Below are 21713 nucleotides of genomic sequence, written 5' to 3'. Positions count from 1 at the left end.
GGGTGAGGAGGTAATAATTGCTATTAAGGAACGGTAGACAGCCGTTCCTTTTTCTTTCGAAAGGAAATAAAAAATGTCAGTAAAAGTTAATGGAAAAAAATTACATTTAACAACTTTTGAAGTTTCTACTACCGGGGCAAACATTAGAAAATGTCTAGTTGCACAACGCGATTTCGCGAAAGTTAATCAAACGATTAGCAACGTTGATTTAGAAAATGACGAATCAATCATTAATTCATTAGATGCTCAGATTCAATTAATTGACACTTATACAGATTTTTTGAAGCCAATTCTCAAATTATCTAATGATCAAGTAAAGAAGGTAGAAGAGTCAGATTTTAGCGATGTCGTTGATTTTGCGAATGAAGTGATTGAAAAAGTTTTAGGATTTGACTCTGACAAAAGCAAGGAATCAGAGTCTAAGTGATGATGATCCGGTTCATGCATATGAACAGATGATTGAAGACTTCGATTATTCAGAACAGCAGATGGTCGTATTTGCTCATATGTCGCTTAAGGAATTCGAGGAAACAGATTATTATCGACTAATTGAAGTAATGAACGCAAAGCCACGTGATAAGAGGCCTAAGACTTTGTGGGAATTTGCTGAAGAAATTGACAGGAAAGGAGGTAATTAGATGGCAGGCAATATTCCGGTTGGTGGCATGGAGACTGATATTACTCTTAATGGCACACAACCGGTTAGGACTCTTAAAGAGTTACGCCAAGCGGTTACTAATGCTACATCTGCTTGGAAAGCGCAGAAAGCTGAATTAAGCTCTGTAGGAAAGTCAACTGAAGCCGCTAAGGCTATGTTTGATGGGTTAAAAGCTACTATTGATAAGCAGAAAGAGTATATTTCTGGCTTAACTAGGGAACAAAAAAATCTGGTTGATGCTCAAAAAAATGTTGATCGTTCAACCGAAGATGGTAAAAAGGAGTTTGCCAAATATGGTGAACAAATAGCTAAAAATGAAGGTCAAATAAAGCGTGCTGAGACCAGGTTAACTTCTTTAACTAGTCAACAAACTAAAGCCAAAGATTCACTTAGATATTACGAGACAGGGCTGGCTTCTTTGCAAAAAGAGTACAAGAGCATTACTGAAGTATCTAAATCATATATTTCTAGGCTAAAAGCTGAACATAATGAGTTTCAGGCTAGTCAAGTTAAGATGGCTGAATATCGTAAATCTTATGACAACTTATCAAAGCAACTTGTTCGGCAAGAAGCCGAATTAAAACGAGTTGGAGCAGAGTCAGGTAAAACTAGTGACGCTTATCGGAAGCAAGAAAATCGCGTAAATAAAACCGGGCTTTCGCTTGCTGAATTAAAAAATAAGCAAAGAGATGTTCGAGCTGAATTTAACAAGTTTCATCCAACTGGCATTGCTGTTGCTGATAAAGCAATTACTAAGCTTAAAATTAATTCGAGCAAATTAGGCGATTCATTAAAGTCATCGTTTGAAAAAGCTAAAGTCGCTAGTGCCGCTTTGGCTACTGGTATCGCAGGGGTTGGTGCATTCGCCCTTAAAGGTGCAAAAGAAGCCGGCTCTTTACAGAAAACATTAACTGAAAATACTAACTTATTAGTAACATCTGGTGAAAAGAATAAAGATGTGACTAAAGAAGTTGCGGAAATGCAGAAAGATGGCCGCAGATATTCGATCCAATATGCCGAATCGCAACAAAACATTGCAGAAGGTTATCAAGAGCTAATCAAGCGTGGTTATGACGGCCGTCAGTCACTAGGGGCAATGAAGTCTATTCTTCAGGCTTCAAAGGCATCAGGCGATAGCTTTGCAGACACCATGCAAGTTACGACATCTGTTCTCGAAGCTTTTGGCATGAGAACAAATTCAACTGCTGGTATGTTACGCAGCACAAGGATTGTTGCTAATAAATTGGCAATGGCAGCAGATGCAACTGCTACAGATTTCAAATCCCTGGGTATTGGTATGAATTATGTTGGCACCTCTGCTAAGACAGCTGGTAGGTCACTAACTGATACAGCCAGTGCAATGGGTGTTCTTTCTAATGCTGGATTAGAAGCTCAGCAAGCTGGTACAGGTCTGCGTAAGATTCTGATTAGTTTGCAAACGCCGTCTAAGTCGGGCGCTAACGCGTTAGAAAAGTATGGTATGTCAGTCTCTGACTTTAAGGATAAGGCTGGAAAGCTTAAGCCGATTTCTACTATTTTCAAGGAAATCGCTGATAACGTCCCTAAAGCAGATCAGTCTAACTTTTTCCATAATGTATTTGGTACCACTGGTCAAAATGCAGCTGCTATTTTGGCAAGTAATACTAAAGAATTAGAACGTGTTAATAAACAGGTTGCAGGAGCTTATAAAAACGATTACGTTGGCAAACTAGCCAATAAAAATATGAAAGCTACCAAAAACCAGGAGAAACAATTCCATGAAGCAATTGAAGCTGTCAGAATTGACATAGGTACTGCAATGATGCCCGCTTTGTCGAAGGCATCAACCGCGATGGTTAAGGTCTTTAACAAAAAGTCAACTATGGACGGCCTTAATAAGATTGCTAAGGGTATTGGAAATGTTGCTAATAAAGCTGCTGACTTAATTGAATGGCTTGGCAAAGGCAATCATATTGAAGTGGTTACTAACATTGGCAAAAAAATGCTCGAAGCATTTGCAGGCTATAAACTTTTGAAAGGAATTGTTTCAGTTAAACGTACCCTTTCAGATTTATTTGCAGGTACATTAATTGGCAAGAAAAATCAAGAAGAATATAATGCAACCTTAATTGAGACTAACGCCCTTTTGAAAAACAATATTGCTGCCCAGGAAATATTGAATAAAGCTGAAAACGGAAGCTCAACAACTGCTAGTTTGGGAAAATCAACGATTGAAAATGTTGGTAAAAAAGATGCTGAAAAATATGTTGCTGGCGTGTCAAAAAACATTTTGAATTCAAAAGGCAAGGTTAAATTTAGTGCACTTTTCAAATATGGTACTCAGGTTGCCGAAGATGCAGGTACAGGTGCCGGATTAAGCTGGATTAGAAAATTAGCTGGTAAAATTGGCGATGCCAAAATTCTAGGAAAATCTAAGTGGATGAGACTGTTCCGCCCAGCTACCACTGCTGCTGAAGAAGTTGGAACAGCGAGCGGTAAAGGACTTATCGGTAAATTGCTTCCAATAACAGTAAAAGGTTTTGGCAAGCTTGCCATTTTTGCAACGGCAGCTTTTGATGCAATTGATATTTTTCGCGGCTTAACTTCTAAAAAAGCTAAATCTGTACAACATGCAAAAGGCCAATCTGTTGGTGCTGCAATCGGCGGTGGTCTTGGAGCTGCAATAAGTTCTATCGTCCCTGGTATTGGTACAGCAGCTGGGGCCACTTTGGGCGCAAGTCTTGGTAAAGCATTCGTTGATTTTGCACCAAAAATCTGGTCTAGTCTAAGACACGGATCAGATGGTTTTGTGAGATGGTGGAATCATAGTTTAATTCCATCTCTGAAATCAGGCTGGGACAAATTCACAGCTGGTCTTAATAAATCCGTACAAGGATTAATTAGCGGTTTTACTAATGGACATAAGGCAGCTAATTCAAGCAGCTGGTGGGCCCAATTAGGTGCAGCCTGGAATAATGTCGGCACTAGCAAAAAGGACCAGGAAAAAGCCAAAAAAGGCTTGCAAAAAGGCTGGAATAATTTCTGGGGAGGTATGGGCAATTGGCTTAATGGTGATTATAATGCCTCCAAGAAAAAGTCGAAGAAATCTTCAAAATTAAGTGCTACTGATGAAAAGGTCATGGCATCGGCCATGGATGTTTCTAAGCGTTCGATCAGTAATGTTAAGTCGATGTCTAAGGCATTAAAAAGCTATGCAGCCAATTTAGGTAAGGTCAAAAGTACCATCAAGAAAAATGACCCGTCTAAAGAGCTAAATAGTGTAAGCAGTGCGTTATCAAAACATGAAAAAACATGGGCTAGATTAAGCAAAGATATTAAACCTATTGGAGACGCCTTTAAATATTTGGCCACTTTTGCCAAATCAATGGCGAAGGTTGATGCTTTTAAAGAACTAACAAAAGATTTGCCCAAACTTGAAAAATCGTTAAGTAAGAGCAAAAAAGGTATTATTAGTGGTCTTAAGGATTTAAATAAAGCCTTCGGCGGTAAGTCGAACGGTATTTACAGCAAAGTTAAAGACGTTGCTAAACAGTTTGATAACCTAGACACTACAATTTATCATCTGAACAAAAAGCTGGACGATACGACCAAAGATTTCAAAGAAATTGGTAAAGTTTCTAAGCAGTTTAATAACAAGAAAAATAATCCCTTTGCTAATATGGCAACCGGATTGGATAAGTTTAAAAAGGTATTAAAATCAGACACTAAAACAATAACGAAACATGTTAAAAATCTTAGCAAAGCTTTTAATGACACCACGGTTAAAGGCAAAAAGCAAAATGGGCTAATTAGTGATTTTAAAGAAATCAATAAACCACTTGATAGTGTTGACAAGAGTATTGTATCGCTCTCAAAACATATTAAGCCGGTAACTAATGGTTTCCAAGCGATTGCTAAAGCGGCTAGTCAGTTTTCTAAAAAAGGCGTTACTGCTAAAAATAATGCTTTTACGAAAATGGCAGATGGTATTAACGCACTGTATAAAGAGCTTAAAAACCATGCTGGCTCTATTTCAAAGAACATGCTTAAAGTTAGTCAGAGTATGGGTGTTTCGGTCGGATCAGATTCAAAATCAGCTAAAGATAAAAAGGGCAGTAAAAAATCTGAGACAATTAGTTATTCAACTGTTGCTAAATCTTTTAAGACTATTAATAGCCAATTTAGCAAACTTGATAAAAATAGCAAATCATTAGTTAAAAACTTTAATAAACTGAAAAGTCCAATTAAAAAATTGGATTCAAGCATTAATAAATTATCTAAGACACTTAAAAAAGATAAGTTTGGTGAACAAATTGCTAAGCAGATCAAAAAAGCTAATGATGCTTTTAAAAAGCAAGGCAAGAAAAACTTTGTTACCGAACTTGAAACTGCTTTTAAGAAATTAGAAAAATCACTGAAATCTTTCAAGAAAAAATATAAGAAAGATTGGTCAGATCTTTGGGATGATGCACCCAAGGATTTAGCCAAATCAATGAAAAAATCAGGTGAGAATCAGGATGACGGATTCAAAAAGTTAATTAAGAATTTTGAATCCAGTGCCAAAAAGTATAATACTCATTTTAATAGTTGGCTAAAATATTTAGAAAAAGATTTTAAGAAAGTCTTCGAAAGTCTCATACCAGGTTATGTAAAAACTGGTATGAGCAAAATGATTAATACTATAAACAATGCAACTTCTGGTGTTAATAAAGTTATTAGTTCATTCGGTGGTAACAGCAACGTTATTAGTAAAATTCATCTGGCAACGGGAACTGGTTATTTTGGTAATCAAAGACGTAAAATTACTAAACCTACTTTAGCCGTTTTAAACGATGGACATGATAGTCCAGAAACTGGTAACCGGGAAACTATTTATCGTCCAAGTACTGGGCAATTAGGTATTGTTCAGGGCGTTAATGTGCCAGCATTGCTTAGTCCTGGTGATGAAGTTTTCAATGCAAGTGAAAGCAAGATGTTAGGATTAACTCGTTTTGCAAGTGGCACTGGCTATCTGAAGAAGCTATATGAGCAAGCAAAAGCATATAACAAAAATCCAACTAATACGTTAGATAAGATTTTTAATTTTTCAGATAGCAGTCGAAAAGCATTGAAGTCGTTAATCGATGGTTCTCTGAAAAAGATTGGTAACCAGGCAGTTGATTGGTGGGGCCAGCTTTGGAAGATGGTCAACGACAAGATTAATGATGGCAATGCATCCGGTTTATTAAAGGCTGTTGAAAAATACGGTGAAGGCCATAAATATGTATGGGGTGCTTATGGACCTACTACATTTGATTGTTCAGGGTTAGTTTTATATGCTCTTAAAAAAGCTTATGGAATCAGCTATCCCCACTTTAGTGGTGCGCAATATGATAGGACGCAGCATATTAGTAAGGCACAAGCAAAAAGTGGCGACCTAGTATTCTGGGGGTCAGGTGGCTCTGACCACGTGGGTGTTTATGCTGGTGGCAATAAGTACTTCAGTGCACAATCGCCATCACAAGGGATTCACATGAACACCTTGGATTCAGTTGTTGGCAAAGGGAGCCCTAAATTCGGGCATGTTAAAGGTCTAAAACAAGATGATGATAGCGATAAGGTAAAAGTTGATACTGGTTTGGCCAAGAAAATTAAAAATCAGGTTGGCAAAGGTTTTTGGAAAACAATTAGCAAGATTGCTGACGAATTCGGCACTTCTAGTACTGGAATTGCCGGCAAACCAAGCGGAGATCATTCGCACTGGATGCAACAAGCGGGCATTCCTAAAAAGGATTGGGAGAATATCAATTACATTGTTACAGCTGAATCTGGTTGGAATCCTAAAGCAACTAATGGCAATCACTGGGGCATGGGTCAGATGTCGGCTGAAAACATGCATTACTACTCGGACCATGGTAATAAATGGAATCCAATCGCTCAATTAATGGGCATTATGGATTACATTAAAGACCGTTATGGGACTGTAGAAAAAGCAGTTGCTTTCCGTAAAGCGCACAACTGGTATGCTAACGGTGGCATTGCTAACCAACCTTCGATTTTTGGTGAAGCTGGTCCAGAAATGGCAGTCCCGCTTGTTCCAACAAAAGCTACGCGCGCTTGGGAGTTAATTGGTAAAGCGATTGGTATTCTATCTGTGCAAAGTGGTTTTGGCAATCAACCTGTAGTTGACCCAAAGGAAAAGAAAGAAGAACAAGACTTTCGACAAGCAGTTCTATTGTTGCTAGAAAGACTTGTTAATAAAGATAATTCAGCAAATATTACTCTGACAACACCTGAAGGCAGAACGTTGTGGTCAGTGGTTGAACCATTCTACAAAGAAAACGAACGAGCTAATCAAATTAAGCAAAGGAGGGGATTAAGCGGTGGCTTCTAGTGATTTTTCCGGTTTAATTTACCAAAACAAATCGTCACTTGATTTAGGAATCAAGGTCCAATATCCGTTAAATCCAGTCTATCCCGTGCCTGATTTGGAAGTGACGCATATTACCGGACGTTCGGGAGATTTTTTACAAGATAATGACGCGTATCAAAATGTGACACGCGTTTTTAATTGCATTATTAACCGACCAATTGATATTTCTCAGTTCGACTGGGAACGTGAATTAATCGACTGGCTAGCTAGTCCGGTACTTGAAGGCAGGAGACAATACGAATTCTTACAATTTGATATCGATCCCGAATATGCTTACAACGCAATCATGCAAACACCACCAACAATTAATTGGGACCCTAACCAATTAAATTATGGAACTGGTCAGTTGTCGTTCTATTGCGAGCCATTTCAGTATCGCGTTGACGGCATTAATTACATTAATTTGCCAGATAATGGCATTGTTTATAATTCAGAATCGCGCGTTGCTGTTCCTAATTGGCATTTTGTTGCTAAGGGTTCGTTTGTTTTAAATGTTAATGATTTAAATTATCAGTTTGACAATATGAGCGGTGAGTTCTGGCTTAATGGCGATACCGGGGACACTTATGACAAAGATAATAACTTATTCAATAATCAAACACATTTTCCTAATTTATTACCGCCAGAATTACCAAGCGGCGAAAATAAGATTTCAATTACGGCAGATGATGGCGTAATTACGAGAGCGGAATATATGCCGAGATGGAGGCGATTGATCTAATGGCATTAATAACTGTAGGTAAGATTCCAGAAACTGATTACAGTGTTTATGATTATCTTTTAGACTACCCACATTGGTATCAAAGCGTTAACAGTGATTTTTCTACGTCTGGCTTAACACTAAGCGATGCAGTTAGTTGTTTAGTAACCTGGAATGATAACCAATATCCCACTTTACAATTAACTTATCCGAGAGATGGTATTCATGCAAAAAAGCTGAAAGAAAATACCTATTTAATGGCCGACATTAATGCCAAGTTCGTTCATCAAATATTTAAAATCGTACATGTTCAACGAGAAGATAAACAATTAGTGATAGATGCTAACCACATTTCTTCTACATTAAATGATGCAACTGTTCCTGATGGCATTCAGATTGTTTCAGGAACAGCCCAAGACTTGATGAACCAGGTATTGAATACGATGCAGCCAGCTAAAGATTTTACTTTTGATAGCGACGTGACAACTGTCAGCAATATCAATGTTGAGAAAGGTCAGCAGGCAGGTTCAATTTTAATTGATCCCGACGCCGAAGGCGATACAGCTGTTCAATCTGTTTTGGGGTTGTTTGGCGGAGAACTTGAATTTGATAATTTTGATATTCATCATTCAAAACAAGCTGGTACCGATACTGGTATTATTGTTGACTACGGTAAAAACATTCAATCTATTAGCCAGGATCGTAATATCGAAAATATGTGGACCGGTGCGGTATTTGTCGTTACTTATACACCGGGTCAAGCAATTGCGACTGAGGACAATACTGATTGGAATAATTGGGAATCTGATTATTCTAGCGTAGCCAGTGTTTATATGGCAGGTGGCTCAGTAAATATTTACGACTCACCGGTTGAAGGTCAGCGATTAATTGGCTCGCTAAATAATAACGATAAAGTTAACCTAGGTACAGTTGTCCACGATGGCGATTTTACGCCAGATGGAAAATATCAAATTAACACTGTTAATGGTGATGATTGGTACCCAATCAAAGGAGGTGGCTGGATTGATGCCAACTGGCTGAATTTTGATAAAAGTGGCGATTATTTAGTTAACAATGTAACCGGTGATGCTGTTATTAAGGGTGACGATATTAACGATGAATCTGGTGCAGGCACTAGAATTAGCATGTCAGGGACGGCGGTCGTTGCCTACAAAGAAGGTGGCATTATCCACGGCTACTACGCACCAGATATCGGACCTAGTCATTATCGTACGGGAACAACTTATAAAAATGGTACGGTTGTGCACTACGACATGGCCGAGCGTAACCAGAATGGCGATATTTGGTACAGAATAAGAGATCATGAATGGCTATATGGTCCGCACTTGTCACTGAGTCAGGAAGGCGCCTATAAGGAATATAACAACTCTGGCTACGGTACGATTAAGGATGGTGCTGTTAAGTATCATTGGGACTCAAAAAAGCATGAAATGGTTCCAACTGAAACTACTGTTGTAACTCATGGAAGTAGTAAAAAGCCCTATCGGTATGTTAAAGGCAAGAAGGTGCCTAACAAATCCTATTGGAAAGAAAAGGAAAAGAAAACTAAAGTTAAGGCGCATGCTGGCAAAGCTACAATTGATAAAACTATTGTGCAAAATGGTAAGACATACCATCACACTAAATACGGTTGGGTCAGTTCGAGTTCGATTGATTACCATAAAAACGGAATGGTCAAACCGAAATCGTGGGATGAGATTTTAAAACAGAAGTTAAAAGACCATTCGAAAGTTGAAATTTATGATACGCCCGACAGCCGTAATGCATCTAACTGGTCAATTCCAACCGGTGCCAGTTCAGAAAACGGTGACTTTACTATTGGGGGACATGAAGCTAAAGGAGGCGATGGTAAGACCTACATCGAAGTAATCTATAAAGGGCATGTAGGCTGGATCCCTGAAGATAATCTTGATAACTCAACGTTACATTCTCCAGATGATGACGAAACTGGTGGAAGTGATGATTACGATGCTAATGTTGATGAGTCGCAAAAGGAAGTTACAGTCAAAGTTGGCCCAATGTATGCAGATGGTTTCGGAATTGATATTAATGTTGATAAGGTTAATACAGTTGACTTAAGTGGGAATTTTCAGCATGACGATCAGGACCTATCAGGACAACAACCTGATGGTACTTTTGTGGCAACGCAAGCTGATATTGACCAGCTTACTCAACTTGGCCAAAACTATCTAATTGAACACAAATATGGCCATATCAACGTTTCGACTACATTGACTTATAAAGAAATGTCTGGCATTAATGCTGATATGACACAATTGAGTCTATACGATAAGCTTTACGTGCGTTTTAAGCAATATGATATTCAAGAAACTGCTGAAATTACTGGTACTGTATTTGACTGTTTGTCCCACCATTACCAACAAATTCAGCTCGGGCAACCACCTGAAACGTGGCAGCATTTGATGGAGAGTGCAATTGATAGTAAATCTAATGAGCGTTTCAAAAAGACCAATCAGTCAATAAAAAAAGCCTATGGTTTAACTGATTCAGTTGCTAAGGCTTTAAAATTAGAAGGCAAGCAGCGTTTAGAAGCTGAAATGCGAATTGGTAAAGAAATTGGTATCGTAAGTGATAAAACTGGTCAACTTGAAGTACAACAGGATCGATTTGATAAAGCACTACAAGATTACAACCAACAGATGCAGGACGCACAAGCTTGGATAGCCTCAGGTGGTTCAGCTATTTTACAATTTGTAGATGCTTCTGGAAATCAAACTTATAAAAATCCGGTTGAAATCCGAGCGGTTAATTCTGAAGGATCATTAAGATTTAATAACCATGGACTAGGATTTTTTAGTCCAAGTGGAAACACAAGAACAGCCATTCGTTCTGACGGGACAATTAACGCTGAAGAAATAGATGCTGGTGTTGTTAAAGCACTAAATGTTCAGAGTCTGGTCGTTAATAGCTCAGTTGTAACACGTGTAGGTGGGACAACGTTAACAGTGGGCGCAATCAATGACACCTTACCACCTAGTGTGAGTGGTGCAATTACTGGTAATTATGGATTTGTAGTTACAAATGGCGATGATGCAGTAATTACTAACAGTAAAGGCATCTGGCTAGCTCGTGGTGGTGGTGTTAACGGCAGAGTTTCCAGCGATGGCGTAAGCATGATTAGTGGACTGTCGTTTTATAATGGCCATATCTATGACGATAATGGAATGTTTTTAAAAAATGCAGACGGTATCGCTTCAATCCAAGATTGGGTTCGCCGGCATTGGAATGGTAAATCTAGTCAATGGGATTTTCTATAGGAGTTTAAAATGGATAAACAATTAAATCAGTTGGCCAGTAATATGGCCGTTCAGATTGGCAATTTGAATTTGGAATTGTCAAAAACACAAGCTGAAAACGAGCAATTGCAAGAGCGTAATGCGCAATTGCAAGAAACAATTAACACATTAAGAAAGGAGGCAAAACATGAGTCTAGCGCTGATCACACTGCCGACAAACAAATCAATCAGCACAGTTAGTGACCATGTCCGAAAAATTGGCCAAGGAGAAAAAGGACAGAAATTAGATGTAATCGTAACCGATGCTAATGGCAGTGGTTACGATTTAACTGATAGGAAAATTACTTTTTCCGAAAACAAAGAGGGCGGCAAAATCGTTAGTGACAACGAGGCCGCTCATTTTAATGTAACAGATGAAAAAGCCGGCAGATTTACGTACACTTTGGCCGATGCAGTCTATGCCGCTAGTGGTATTGCCTGGTTTGATATTAGCTCAAAAGATGGCGATGTTATTGACACTACTAAGAGTTTTAATATTGACGTAATTCAGGACGAAACTATCCATGTCAATAACGATAACTATGTATCTTCATTAACAGCATTGGAAACGCATTACAAAGCAGTCATTCAGAAAACCGAAGATGATAGGGATGCACTATTCAAGAAGTGGCAAGCTGACATAGACCAACTGATTAAAAATGGCAATACAAATATCCAGACTGTAATTGATTGTGCTAATCAATTAATTAACAACTGGAAAAACGAATTAATCAATCAGCAAAAAGCTATTACTGATTTGCAAACTGATTGGAAAAATCAGACGGAGCAGATTAATGCTGATTACAATGCGCAAAAGAAAGCCATCCAATCAGCTGCAGATAATCAACTGTCTGCCAATAAGACAGCCAGTGACAAAGCTATTGCTCAAATTGAGACTGACAAACAAGCTGCAATTAAGCAGGCTAATACCGATTTTCAAGCAAAGTTGGCAAGCATTCAATCTGATTACAATAATTGGAAAACTAGCACAATTGCTGACTTTCAAAAACAACTTGATAAACTTGTTAACGAATTACAAAATGATGAAAAAACGCAAGCTGAGTTAAAAGAAGCCATTGATTCCGCAAATAAGGCTATTGCCAATATTAACAATGTCGATTTTACTAAATTTGCACATTTAAGCGATTTAGAAAATTATTATGATAAAGCAACCATGGACCAAAAGCTTGCCCAAGCTGGTAAGTTAAAGCAGATTAGTGTTAACGGTGGTGACCCAATTGACCCAGACGCAGACGGTGTGGCCAATCTGGACATACCACAGCCTGATTTATCAAGCTTAGAAACTAAAACAGATGCTAAAACTGCACATGATAAGCTAAGCGCCGATATTGCTAAACGGGTTCTGTCTGTTAACGATGTTACAGCTGATAAAGATGGCAAGGTGGTATTGCCTGACTTTAATCATCCAACAAAGATTTTTAAAGATGCTAAAGTTGATCCGAACACACTAACCACAACTGGTATTTATGAGCTAAAAAATTCTGACTTACAGCTTAACTTAGATAGCTTACCGGGTTTCACACAGACAAATGCAACTTATGGTTACATTTTGATTGTTAATAACGCCGCCCTTGATAACACATTTCAGGTAATTATTTGCCGACAAATGCAGGATTTTATCATAGATTATCGCTATATAAATAAAACTTACAGCGACTATCCTAAATTCAATCGGGTGATTAATACACAAGATTTAAGTAATGTGCAAAATCAGATGATTGAAATGAAACAGTCGATGATGAGGTCATGGACTGGCACGTTAACACAATATCAGGCATTAACCAGCTATGACCCAATGACAATTTACTTTATCATCAGTGATTACGAGGTGGTGGTTAAATGACGCTATCAAATATATTTTTTGGTAAGAAAGTAGTTCAACAAGCATATCTCAACAATGCGCTAATTTACCAGTCGAAAGGTTGGGAGACATTGCCAAGCACTTGCAGTGAAGTGTGGACGAAAGAATTGGGTATTGTAAATACAGACACGGTTAACCAATGTTTGACTGATTCAAATAACAATATTTATGTGCTAACACATTACAAAATTTTTAAATTAAATTCCGAGGGCACTTTAATCTGGTCCAAAACAATTGCCGATATTCAGCGAATTGCAATTGATACTAACAATGATGTCTATATAGCTTTAGCAGATACTGATTATTCATATATTTCAAAATTAGATAATAATGGAAATATTGAAAATAAATTTAAACTAGATGAATATTTATGCAATGTAATAACTAATTTTATCGTAGATGGTAATTATTTTTATTTATCAGGTAATTATAATAATGATACTAATCGTTGGTCTTATGAGATTGATAAACAAGGAAAATTAATTAAACGAATTGATTTGAATCTAGACAGATCAACTTTAGTTGCAAACGATTCATTTTTATACGCAGGATTGGGAAATCAATTAATAAAAATAGATAAAAGCAATATATCCAACTATACCACCGTATGCACAACACCATCTAGTTATACCGTTGGTAACGTTTTCTTAGATGGTCTTGGAAATGCTATTGTTACTGATATATATGGGGCAGTCTATAAATATAATTTTGAAAATAAAGTATCAACTGAATATAGTCGAAGAATAGTAGATTCTAATCCCACTATTGCCTTAGATTATCAAAAAAATCTCTACTTTATTTCAGACGAATCAAATGGTGCAGGTAATATATTGGGTTTAATAAAATATAGCTCTGATGGTACTTTGATTTTTGATACACAAATTTTAACTAATCAAAATAAGTCAATGTTCCACGGTAAATTAGATGTCGATAATAATGGCAACATTTATTATTTATATAATAAATATAATAGTGACTTAAATTATAGTTTAATAGTCAAAAAACTGATAAATATAGAAGAGAAAGGAAATTAAACATGGCAGAATGGCAAGATACAGCTAATGATTTAACTAAACAAATAGATGAAAACTCAATATGGAAGCAAATAGGCTACATGTCCAACAATGACGTTGACTGTGAGCCTATTTTATTATCCAAAAAACACAATAATGATTTTTATCCTGTAGTAATAGAAGCACCTACTGATTTAAATAATCCAAAATATGACTGGACTAAACACGTGTGGGTTGACCAGGATGCTGCAAATACCAGCGTTCGCTTAACGAATGCTGAAAAAGCAATTCAATCAGCCCAAGAACAAGCTGCATCAGCAACTAATGAAAATAAGGACTTAAAGAATAGTTTAGATGATATTGCTAAAAGCCAAACTGAGCAATCAAAACAGATGGCACAGATGTTGCAATTGTTAGCGCCTGCTGTTGCTAAGAATGGAGGTAACACTAATGCTTAATATCTTTAAAAATTTAGCAATGCAATTTTATAATGCGGGTTGGTATGACAAAACAATAATTAATTCGTTTGTCAAAATCGGAGCCTTAACGGCTGACGACTATCAAGAAATCACAGGTGACAAATATGTTACGCCGAATGCTTAATAATGTTAACAATAACTTCGAGCAAGCGTTAGCCAGTGTGGCTGTTATTGCTATTGGTGCATCCCTCTGGATTGATCGCAATTACTTTTTCTGGCCACCTGAACTAACAAGTACCATGAATGATCAAAGAATAGACATTACAATTTTAATATTGGGTATAGGTCTATTGATTTCAGCTTTAATTGATAATAAAAGTAAATTTTGGCAGCATATACTATTAATCTTATGTGGAGCTGCTATTTTTATGCTCGCATTAACGCAATTATGGCATGCCTTCTTAGGTGGTCAAATGCGGATGGCACATACCGTTATTGGCGATTTTGTTATTTTTTGTTTAATTGTGAGAGCAGCATACAAGAGTTAGGAGGGTGGTCACTTGCATGATTTAATCAATTTGCTACAAGTGATCGGCGGCTTTGTTGGTGCATTAGCTACCGCACTAGCCGTTACCCACAAATCCAATAAAGCAGATTACGAAGCAATTATTAAGGAACTGACAGCAGAAAGGGATGAGTTTAAAAAAGATTACTACAAGGAAAAAGCAAAGAACGAAAAACTTGAAGAAGAATTGAGAAAGCGCCAATAGGCGTTATTTTTTTGGAGGAAATTAAAAAATGAGCGTTAAAGAAATTTTTGATATGATCTATGCATTACTAATTGTTGTTGCAATCATTGCTTACAGCGTAGTTAGGCTATATAGTTTGAAACATGAAATTAAAAATAAGTGGATTGCACAGATCCCTGATTTAGCAGCCGGTTTTGTTCATGAAGCAGAAACCACTGGCGGTAATGGTACCGCTAAAATGGACATTGTGGTAACTAGCGTATGCAATATCCTACGTAATTATGGTGTAAAAATTACGCCAGATATTGAGTCTGCAATTAAAGCGTTCGCAGAAAAAGAAGTGGCAAAAATGAATGCTACTAAACCAGCTATTGACCACACTGATGAAGCTCAATCAGTTGATGATTTTGACGAAAACAAGGTAATCGACAACATTAAAGGCTCTGATACCAATGCTTAATGTGATTGATGTCTCCAATAATAATGGCGGGCTCAACGTGGCCAATGTTAAAGCTGATGGCGTTATAGCAAAAGCAACAGAGAACAATAATTTCACTGATGGCCTAATGCCGATGTTTATGAGCCAGGCAAAAAACTCTGGAAAACTGACTGGGCTTTATCATTTTGCCCGGCCAGGGTACTGGCAAGTACAAGCAGATTATTTTCTAAGAGCAGCTAAACCATATCTCAAGCATTCAATTATTGTATTAGACTATGAAAGCACCGTAGTAACCTATGGTGGTGTGCAGTGGGCAGTTAATTGGCTAGATTATGTTTATAAGAAAACTGGCATCAAGCCAATGATCTATTTAGGTTTGGCTGACGAAAATTATTACAATTGGTCTCCAGTGGCTAAAAAATACAGTGTTTGGATAGCACAGTATAACGACATGGCACCACATTATGGCTTTAGACCACGTGATTTATACGGGAAAGTGCGCCATTGGAATAAAATGACCATGTTTCAATATACGGCAAACGGTCGTCTAAATGGTTATAATGGCCCACTGGATTTAGATGTTTATTATGGCAGTAGAAATAATTGGGACAAGCACAAAAACAACGACAAAGGAGTTGACAACAAATTAATGGACTGGAAAATCAAAGTGCCCGTTACTGCATATGGTGGTTTCTTGGTAACAAAAAAGAAAGGTGCCACACTATGGGCAGGGCCTAACAATGATAAAAAATTAGGCATGCTAAATTACAATAAAACTATCGAAATTATGGGTTATGAAAAAGGGTTTTATAAAACCAAAAAAGGTTATATTGACCCTCGAACTGGGGTTGTTAAACGCAATCCATTGCTAGACAATCCTGATATTCATTCCGTAATTGAAGTTACAGGTAATGCAAAAGGCCACGCCGAAGCAGATGGGCCGGTTACTGGCCGTAAATTTGCCAAAGGCTCGCGATATAAAGCCTATAAATTACGCAAGGGTTATCTGCTAATTGGTGCAGGTAATGATCGCTGGATTAACGGCGAAAAAGTAAAAATTATTTTGTAAAACAACATTATTAACTATCTTTCTTTCTATCGAATAAGCCACTCTGGACATTAGTCTGGGGTGGCTTATTTTTTTGTAATATTTTTAGTGATATACTTTTTTATAATTGAAAGGAGCATTTATATATGAAAAAAATAAAATCCATGTGGAGTATCATTAAATCAAACTGGAAAAAAATAAAAGACATCTGTAAGAAAGGTGTACTTCCAGTAATGCCATGGGTTATATGGTTAGCTATTTACTATGTATTACTAGTTTTATCCTTTTCTTTAAGAAATGGAAATATATTTACTGAATTTACTTTAGTGGTGTCAAGACTTTTTATTGAGTCAGGATTTATATATGCCGCTGTACTTGTTCTTTTTAATATTTTGAACCTAAATTTAGAGCAAAAAAAAGAAGAAGAAGTATTTAATATAAAGAAGTTTAATATATACTCAATATTTTTTTTCGTTATATGGGTTGCTTTATGTATTTCTCTTCTATATTACAACTTAGATAAGTTTTATTCATACGTCATTTTCATTGTAACACCTGCTTTATGGATTGTTTATTTATATTTTTGCTCTGAGATTTTAAAAAAAATATTAAAGAAGCCAAGAACACTTCTTATAGAAAGAGCAATTAGATCAGTGCTTGCTGCTATTATTGCTTGGCTGCTAATTGTATCTAAAGGTAAAATCGATTTTTCTACTTATGAAAAAGCAACTGAAAGCATATATGTTATTTTTGGTGGTTCAATTTCATTAATTTATCCTGTGTTTGACATGTTCGATTATACCTATATTGCAATTGACAAATTTGAAAAGGAACAGAAAGAGAAGAATAGAAAGAGAAGAATAGAAAACGAAAGTAATGGCAATAAAAACTATACATGTTGATAGTAATTTAAAAGTCACTCTAGTGAAGACTAGGGTGACTTATTTTTTGTGCTATAATAAATGCAAACTAGTGTTTGTAGAGGGACAAAAATGCACAAAAAATACAATCAAAAAGAATTCGACCAGATCCTCGACAACTTTTTTAAAACTTATCAAGACCGGGGAATGAAAAAGTGGCAGGGATTAATGCTAAGTGATCACACCGCAGCTATTAATCGAGATAACCAACAGAGAGCAGTTGTTTATTCTAAAAAGCCAATTATGACAGAAGAGCAGGCTAGTGAGCTACTGATGACAGCCTACGCTAACCACCGTCAAGTGGCAGTGCAGTTGAAAGAACTAGATGTAGAAGGCCATATTCAGCCTGATATAGTTGGGTTTATCGAAGGTTATCACATTGATGAGATCATGATATCTGGCGAATGGGTAGATTTAAGCAATATAAATAACGTTAATATGATAAAATAGGTAATGGAAGAAAAATCTTCCCGAACTTCTTTTTTTATATGGTACAAAATCGCCTTTGGAAAATCCTAGGCGGTTTATTTTTTGCAATAAAAAAGCCCCCAACTTGGGAGCGTATAAAGTAAAAGAGTTGCGAAAGAACTCTAAGTAATAATAACTTTTTTAATCTTTTTTATCAAATTTAGTTGATAATACACATACGTAGGTGTATTATATAATATGTAAGGAGGTGAGAGATATGAAGAAGAAAAAACGAAAACATAAAAAAAGTTCTAAAGCATCAACTTTAGAACAAGCAGGAGCAATTGCTTCGATTATAGCCGCAATCATAACATTGCTCGAATATCTAGGGATTAAGCCCTAAAGGTTATGAGGAACCGAAAGGTTCCTTTTAGCCATACAATAAACTAAAATGGAGGAAAAATCAATGAGTAAACGTATGGCATGGACAATAATTTTTATTTGTTCAATTATAATAATAATATTAAAACTCTTAACAAGGTAGGTAATAAAATGGTTAGCGAAGCTAAAAAGAGAGCTAATAAAAAATGGAATGACAAAAACAGGGCAAGAATGACCTATATAAGGCGTCGCTCTGATTCTAAAAATTTTATTTTGAAGTTTGCGACTGAGGAAGATTTAGAAAAAACCCTAGAATATGTCAATCAGAGAAAAAAATATTTAAAAAATAGTTGACAATACACATACGTACGTGTATTATATAAGTATAAAGTAAAAAGAGTTAAGAAAGGACTTTTTAAAAATGAGAATTACAGAAATCGCAAAAAATGAACAAGCTACTATTATTTACAAATCAGCCGATGAGTTAACCAATGAAGAACGTGAGATGTTAATCTTACCTTATGGCATGGATATGGAAGGTTACGCTGATTTTCAAGTAAGATACAACCGTAAAGGTCAATTACTAGGTGTTAAGGGCAATGCCTTCTCAGAAGCTAAAAATGAGTCAATCAAGCAAGAAAGTGCTAAACCAGATGCTTTAGATGCTTGTCAATTACTGTTTGGTAATCGCCACAGCAAGACCTACCGTTTAGCTAAGAACAAAGTAGGAGTAACTTCAGCAGGAATTACTGCTGCTAGAAAGATTGTGGCAAGCAAATGAACTATTCGTTTGATGCAAGTAAGCTAATTGATGAACTATCTGCTGATATTACCGAGGATGGCAATGTTGACGTCTGGGGCTACTGGATTGTTATGGATAATAACCAGGAGATTTACTTCGATTATTATCCGCTCGATGATCCAGAACTCGAAAATGAACCAGATTATAAATCTGTTTCTGATTTTGATAAAAAGGTATTCAAAACATATCCCAACTTTTTAAGAAAGAAAATTAAAGCCAAGGATTTATTAGAAATCTTTAAGGCTGAAAATGAAACAATATAAAAAATAGCTCTAGCTTAATTGCTAGGGCTATTTCTATGTTAGCCAAAATGTTAGCCAACTTTAAAACTGATAAATATCAACAAAAACTAAATTGTTGATATAACGGCGTTTACAATTAATAAAAATCGGTAAAAACCATTTAGAATGATCCGGGTGAGATTCGAACTCACGACCCACGGTTTAGAAGACCGTTGCTCTATCCAGCTGAGCTACCAGACCATTTCTTTGTTTCTCACAAAGAACATAAATTATTATAGAGAAAAGTTTTGCTAATTGCAACAAGAAATTTCTGCTTTTTCCGCGGCAACATCTATTTCGTAAGAAAACGAATTACTTAACTATAAGTAACAAAAAGGCTAGCAAACCAAAATGAGCAGGATTAAAAAAATAAAGATATATTTTTCTTCAGAAGTACAATTTTGATAGCTATCTTTATTTACAATTTGTATAATTAGGATAAAATATCAGTTTTTATGGGAGTAGCTATGAAAAGAAAGCTGTTAAAAATTTTATCCTTAATGAGTGTCGCTTTCTTTTGTCTTATTTCTACAAAAAAGGTTAATGCTGACGACAACATTGACTATAAACTCGAAAACGATGAAACAACTGCTAAAGTAAATGCGGATGGTTCTTTAAGCTTGACTCAGAAAATTCGGTATAAATTTGAAGATAATGCCCACGGTGTTTATTATCTTCAAACTCTCGAAGGTGATCAAAAAATTAAAAATCCCAGTGTCATTGATAGAGGGGATAGAGACAAAATCAGTTCAAGTGCTACTTATGATCTTTACAAATTTGGTGATGTTTACCGCTTTAAAGTTTATAAAAAAATTCATAAGGGTGAACATTTTTTCGTTACATACCATTATAAAATCACCAATGCAATTACCAATTACCGTGACGTTGCAGAACTGAATTTCATGATTATTGGTAATAACTGGCAAAAAAGTATTGATCAGGTAAAGGCGACCGTCATATTTCCCGGACCAGTTAAAAACTTGAAAGCATGGGCACATGGACCACTTGACGGTCATATCGCGGTAGAACCCAAAAAAGGCAAAATTGTCATGAGGGTTGATAATCTTGGCAAAAAAACCGGAGTTGAAGTTCACACAATTTTTCCTTTAAGTGTTACTCCCAAAAACAAAAAGATTGTGAATAAAAATCACCGCCAATCTGTTTTAAAGCAAGAGGCGGGTTTGGCAAAAGCGGCTAATGAAAAACGGAATAAACAAAATATCTTAGATTTAATTTTCGTTGTGATCGGCTTGCTTTTTGGTATTATTGCAATTATAAGGGGATTCACCGCCAAAAAGCATGGTGTCTGTCCTAAAACAGAAAGTCAGTTAGAGCATAATTACGACATACCTGACGTTGATCCAGTGAGGGCACAAATTTTAGATACCGGTAAAGTTCCCAATGTAGAAGCTTTTACGGCTTACATCATGTTTCAGGTCGTCAAAAAGAAACTTAAGATTGAAGACTATAAAGAAAAAAACAAGACTTATTATAGAATCACTGCAACTGACCCCACAGTTTTGGCTGAAAATGAAGTCTTGACAACGCTCTTTACAATAGTAGGCGATGGTAAAGCAGTAACCACGCAGCAACTGGAAAAATATAAGGGGAAAGAACTAGATAAGGGCTATTATAAATGGACAAAGGATGAATATTTCGGAGTTTTTGAGGATGATCTGCTTTCTGCGGAATTAACTCATTACCGAGATAATGTGCTGGAAATAATAATTCTCTCACTAGTTATCAGTTTCGGCGCAGCTGTCGTTTCTTTTATGAGAATTCCTAAATACGGTTTATTAATTTTTCTTGCAGAAGCAATTTTGCTGTTGTTAGGCGTTTACGGATTAATTATAAGCAATGTTCTGACTAACAAATATACCAAAAAGGGGGCAGAAGAAACCAATAAAGTTCGTGGTTTTGAAAAAATGCTTAACGATGTTGGTCGCTTTGAAATGCGTGATGTCGGTGACTTGATTTTATGGCAGGAAATCATGCCTTACGCAGTCGCTTTCGGTTTGGCTAAAAAAGTTCTGAAAGAACTCAAGATTGAATTCGGTAATGATGAACTAAAGCGCTCAGACTATAGTTATTACGGACCGTTCTTTATCAGTGGCAGTAATGGCTTTTCGGAGAATTTTTCTTCCAGTTTTGCCGGTAGCGTTTCTTATGGCAGCGGCTCGTCTGGTGGCTTTTCAGGCGGCTCATCAGGCGGCTTCGGCGGAGGCTCAGGCGGTGGGGCTTTTTGAAGATTAAGGCAATTTTTCCTACTGTAATCTTTCAAAAATGTCAAGGGTTGAGACAATAA

21 protein-coding genes and 1 tRNA gene are annotated in these 21713 nt (G+C 36.6%); 21 read left to right on the top strand and 1 reads right to left on the bottom strand.

Features of this window, described 5'->3' with window-relative positions; genetic code table 11:
• The first annotated feature begins 73 nt into the window (after nt 1–73).
• The 20 genes from J3U73_RS03680 to J3U73_RS03585 all read left to right on the top strand — a co-directional run bounded on the left by J3U73_RS03680 (nt 74) and on the right by J3U73_RS03585 (nt 19390).
• A complete protein-coding gene (locus tag J3U73_RS03680) occupies nt 74–427 on the top strand; it encodes a phage tail tube assembly chaperone (protein WP_267409592.1) in 354 nt (117 codons plus the stop codon).
• The gene (locus J3U73_RS03675) at nt 390–638 is read left to right on the top strand and encodes a hypothetical protein (RefSeq protein ID WP_267409591.1); all 249 of its coding nucleotides are present in this window, start codon (nt 390–392) and stop codon (nt 636–638) included. Before J3U73_RS03680 ends, J3U73_RS03675 begins: the two co-directional genes overlap by 38 nt.
• Nucleotides 639–7010, top strand: a complete 6372-nt coding sequence (locus J3U73_RS03670) for a phage tail tape measure protein (protein WP_267409590.1) — start codon at nt 639–641, stop codon at nt 7008–7010.
• A complete protein-coding gene (locus J3U73_RS03665; protein WP_267409589.1) occupies nt 7000–7770 on the top strand; it encodes a phage tail protein in 771 nt (256 codons plus the stop codon). The genes J3U73_RS03670 and J3U73_RS03665 overlap by 11 nt, the downstream gene beginning before the upstream one ends.
• A complete protein-coding gene (locus tag J3U73_RS03660; protein ID WP_267409588.1) occupies nt 7770–11048 on the top strand; it encodes a phage tail spike protein in 3279 nt (1092 codons plus the stop codon). Before J3U73_RS03665 ends, J3U73_RS03660 begins: the two co-directional genes overlap by 1 nt.
• Nucleotides 11049–11057: 9 nt before the next feature.
• Nucleotides 11058–11267, top strand: a complete 210-nt coding sequence (locus tag J3U73_RS03655) for a hypothetical protein (protein WP_267409587.1) — start codon at nt 11058–11060, stop codon at nt 11265–11267.
• Entirely contained in the window at nt 11215–12930 is a 1716-nt protein-coding gene (locus J3U73_RS03650; RefSeq protein ID WP_267409586.1) for a hypothetical protein, read from the top strand. The genes J3U73_RS03655 and J3U73_RS03650 overlap by 53 nt, the downstream gene beginning before the upstream one ends.
• Nucleotides 12927–13982 (top strand): hypothetical protein, encoded by a 1056-nt coding sequence (locus J3U73_RS03645; protein ID WP_267409585.1) that lies wholly within the window; start codon nt 12927–12929, stop codon nt 13980–13982. Before J3U73_RS03650 ends, J3U73_RS03645 begins: the two co-directional genes overlap by 4 nt.
• Before the next feature lie 2 nt (nt 13983–13984).
• A complete protein-coding gene (locus J3U73_RS03640) occupies nt 13985–14419 on the top strand; it encodes a hypothetical protein (RefSeq protein ID WP_267409584.1) in 435 nt (144 codons plus the stop codon).
• Nucleotides 14412–14564, top strand: a complete 153-nt coding sequence (locus J3U73_RS03635; protein ID WP_267409583.1) for an XkdX family protein — start codon at nt 14412–14414, stop codon at nt 14562–14564. The genes J3U73_RS03640 and J3U73_RS03635 overlap by 8 nt, the downstream gene beginning before the upstream one ends.
• A complete protein-coding gene (locus J3U73_RS03630; RefSeq protein ID WP_267409582.1) occupies nt 14545–14928 on the top strand; it encodes a hypothetical protein in 384 nt (127 codons plus the stop codon). The genes J3U73_RS03635 and J3U73_RS03630 overlap by 20 nt, the downstream gene beginning before the upstream one ends.
• Before the next feature lie 12 nt (nt 14929–14940).
• Nucleotides 14941–15150, top strand: coding sequence for a hypothetical protein (locus J3U73_RS03625; protein ID WP_267409581.1), 210 nt, complete (start codon nt 14941–14943; stop codon nt 15148–15150).
• Between the two features lie 28 nt (nt 15151–15178).
• A complete protein-coding gene (locus tag J3U73_RS03620) occupies nt 15179–15589 on the top strand; it encodes a phage holin, LLH family (protein WP_267409580.1) in 411 nt (136 codons plus the stop codon).
• On the top strand, nt 15582–16637 hold the full coding sequence (locus J3U73_RS03615; RefSeq protein ID WP_267409579.1) for a GH25 family lysozyme: 1056 nt from the start codon (nt 15582–15584) through the stop codon (nt 16635–16637). The genes J3U73_RS03620 and J3U73_RS03615 overlap by 8 nt, the downstream gene beginning before the upstream one ends.
• Nucleotides 16638–16762: 125 nt before the next feature.
• Nucleotides 16763–17518: a hypothetical protein gene (locus tag J3U73_RS03610; RefSeq protein WP_267409578.1), complete on the top strand. Its 756-nt coding sequence runs from the start codon at nt 16763–16765 to the stop codon at nt 17516–17518.
• 90 nt (nt 17519–17608) lie between these two features.
• Nucleotides 17609–17986 carry a hypothetical protein gene (locus J3U73_RS03605; protein WP_267409577.1) on the top strand — a complete coding sequence of 126 codons (378 nt, stop codon included), beginning with the start codon at nt 17609–17611 and terminating at the stop codon, nt 17984–17986.
• A 235-nt stretch (nt 17987–18221) separates the two neighbouring features.
• Nucleotides 18222–18347 (top strand): hypothetical protein, encoded by a 126-nt coding sequence (locus J3U73_RS03600; RefSeq protein WP_267409576.1) that lies wholly within the window; start codon nt 18222–18224, stop codon nt 18345–18347.
• Nucleotides 18348–18496: 149 nt separating this feature from the next.
• The gene (locus J3U73_RS03595) at nt 18497–18679 is read left to right on the top strand and encodes a hypothetical protein (protein WP_267409575.1); all 183 of its coding nucleotides are present in this window, start codon (nt 18497–18499) and stop codon (nt 18677–18679) included.
• 67 nt (nt 18680–18746) lie between these two features.
• Nucleotides 18747–19106, top strand: coding sequence for a hypothetical protein (locus tag J3U73_RS03590; protein ID WP_267409574.1), 360 nt, complete (start codon nt 18747–18749; stop codon nt 19104–19106).
• Entirely contained in the window at nt 19103–19390 is a 288-nt protein-coding gene (locus tag J3U73_RS03585) for a hypothetical protein (RefSeq protein WP_267409573.1), read from the top strand. The genes J3U73_RS03590 and J3U73_RS03585 overlap by 4 nt, the downstream gene beginning before the upstream one ends.
• Before the next feature lie 145 nt (nt 19391–19535).
• On the opposite strand, the gene J3U73_RS03580 is transcribed toward J3U73_RS03585, so the two are convergent.
• Nucleotides 19536–19609 (bottom strand) — tRNA-Arg (locus tag J3U73_RS03580).
• Between the two features lie 266 nt (nt 19610–19875).
• Here J3U73_RS03580 and J3U73_RS03575 point away from each other — a divergent pair.
• On the top strand, nt 19876–21654 hold the full coding sequence (locus J3U73_RS03575) for a DUF2207 domain-containing protein (RefSeq protein WP_267409572.1): 1779 nt from the start codon (nt 19876–19878) through the stop codon (nt 21652–21654).
• Nucleotides 21655–21713 lie beyond the last annotated feature (59 nt).

The organism is Lactobacillus sp. B4005, assembly GCF_026536045.1.
Classification (GTDB): domain Bacteria; phylum Bacillota; class Bacilli; order Lactobacillales; family Lactobacillaceae; genus Lactobacillus; species Lactobacillus panisapium.
Note: the sequence above shows the minus strand (reverse complement) of the source record. Positions and strands in the feature narration are given on the sequence as shown.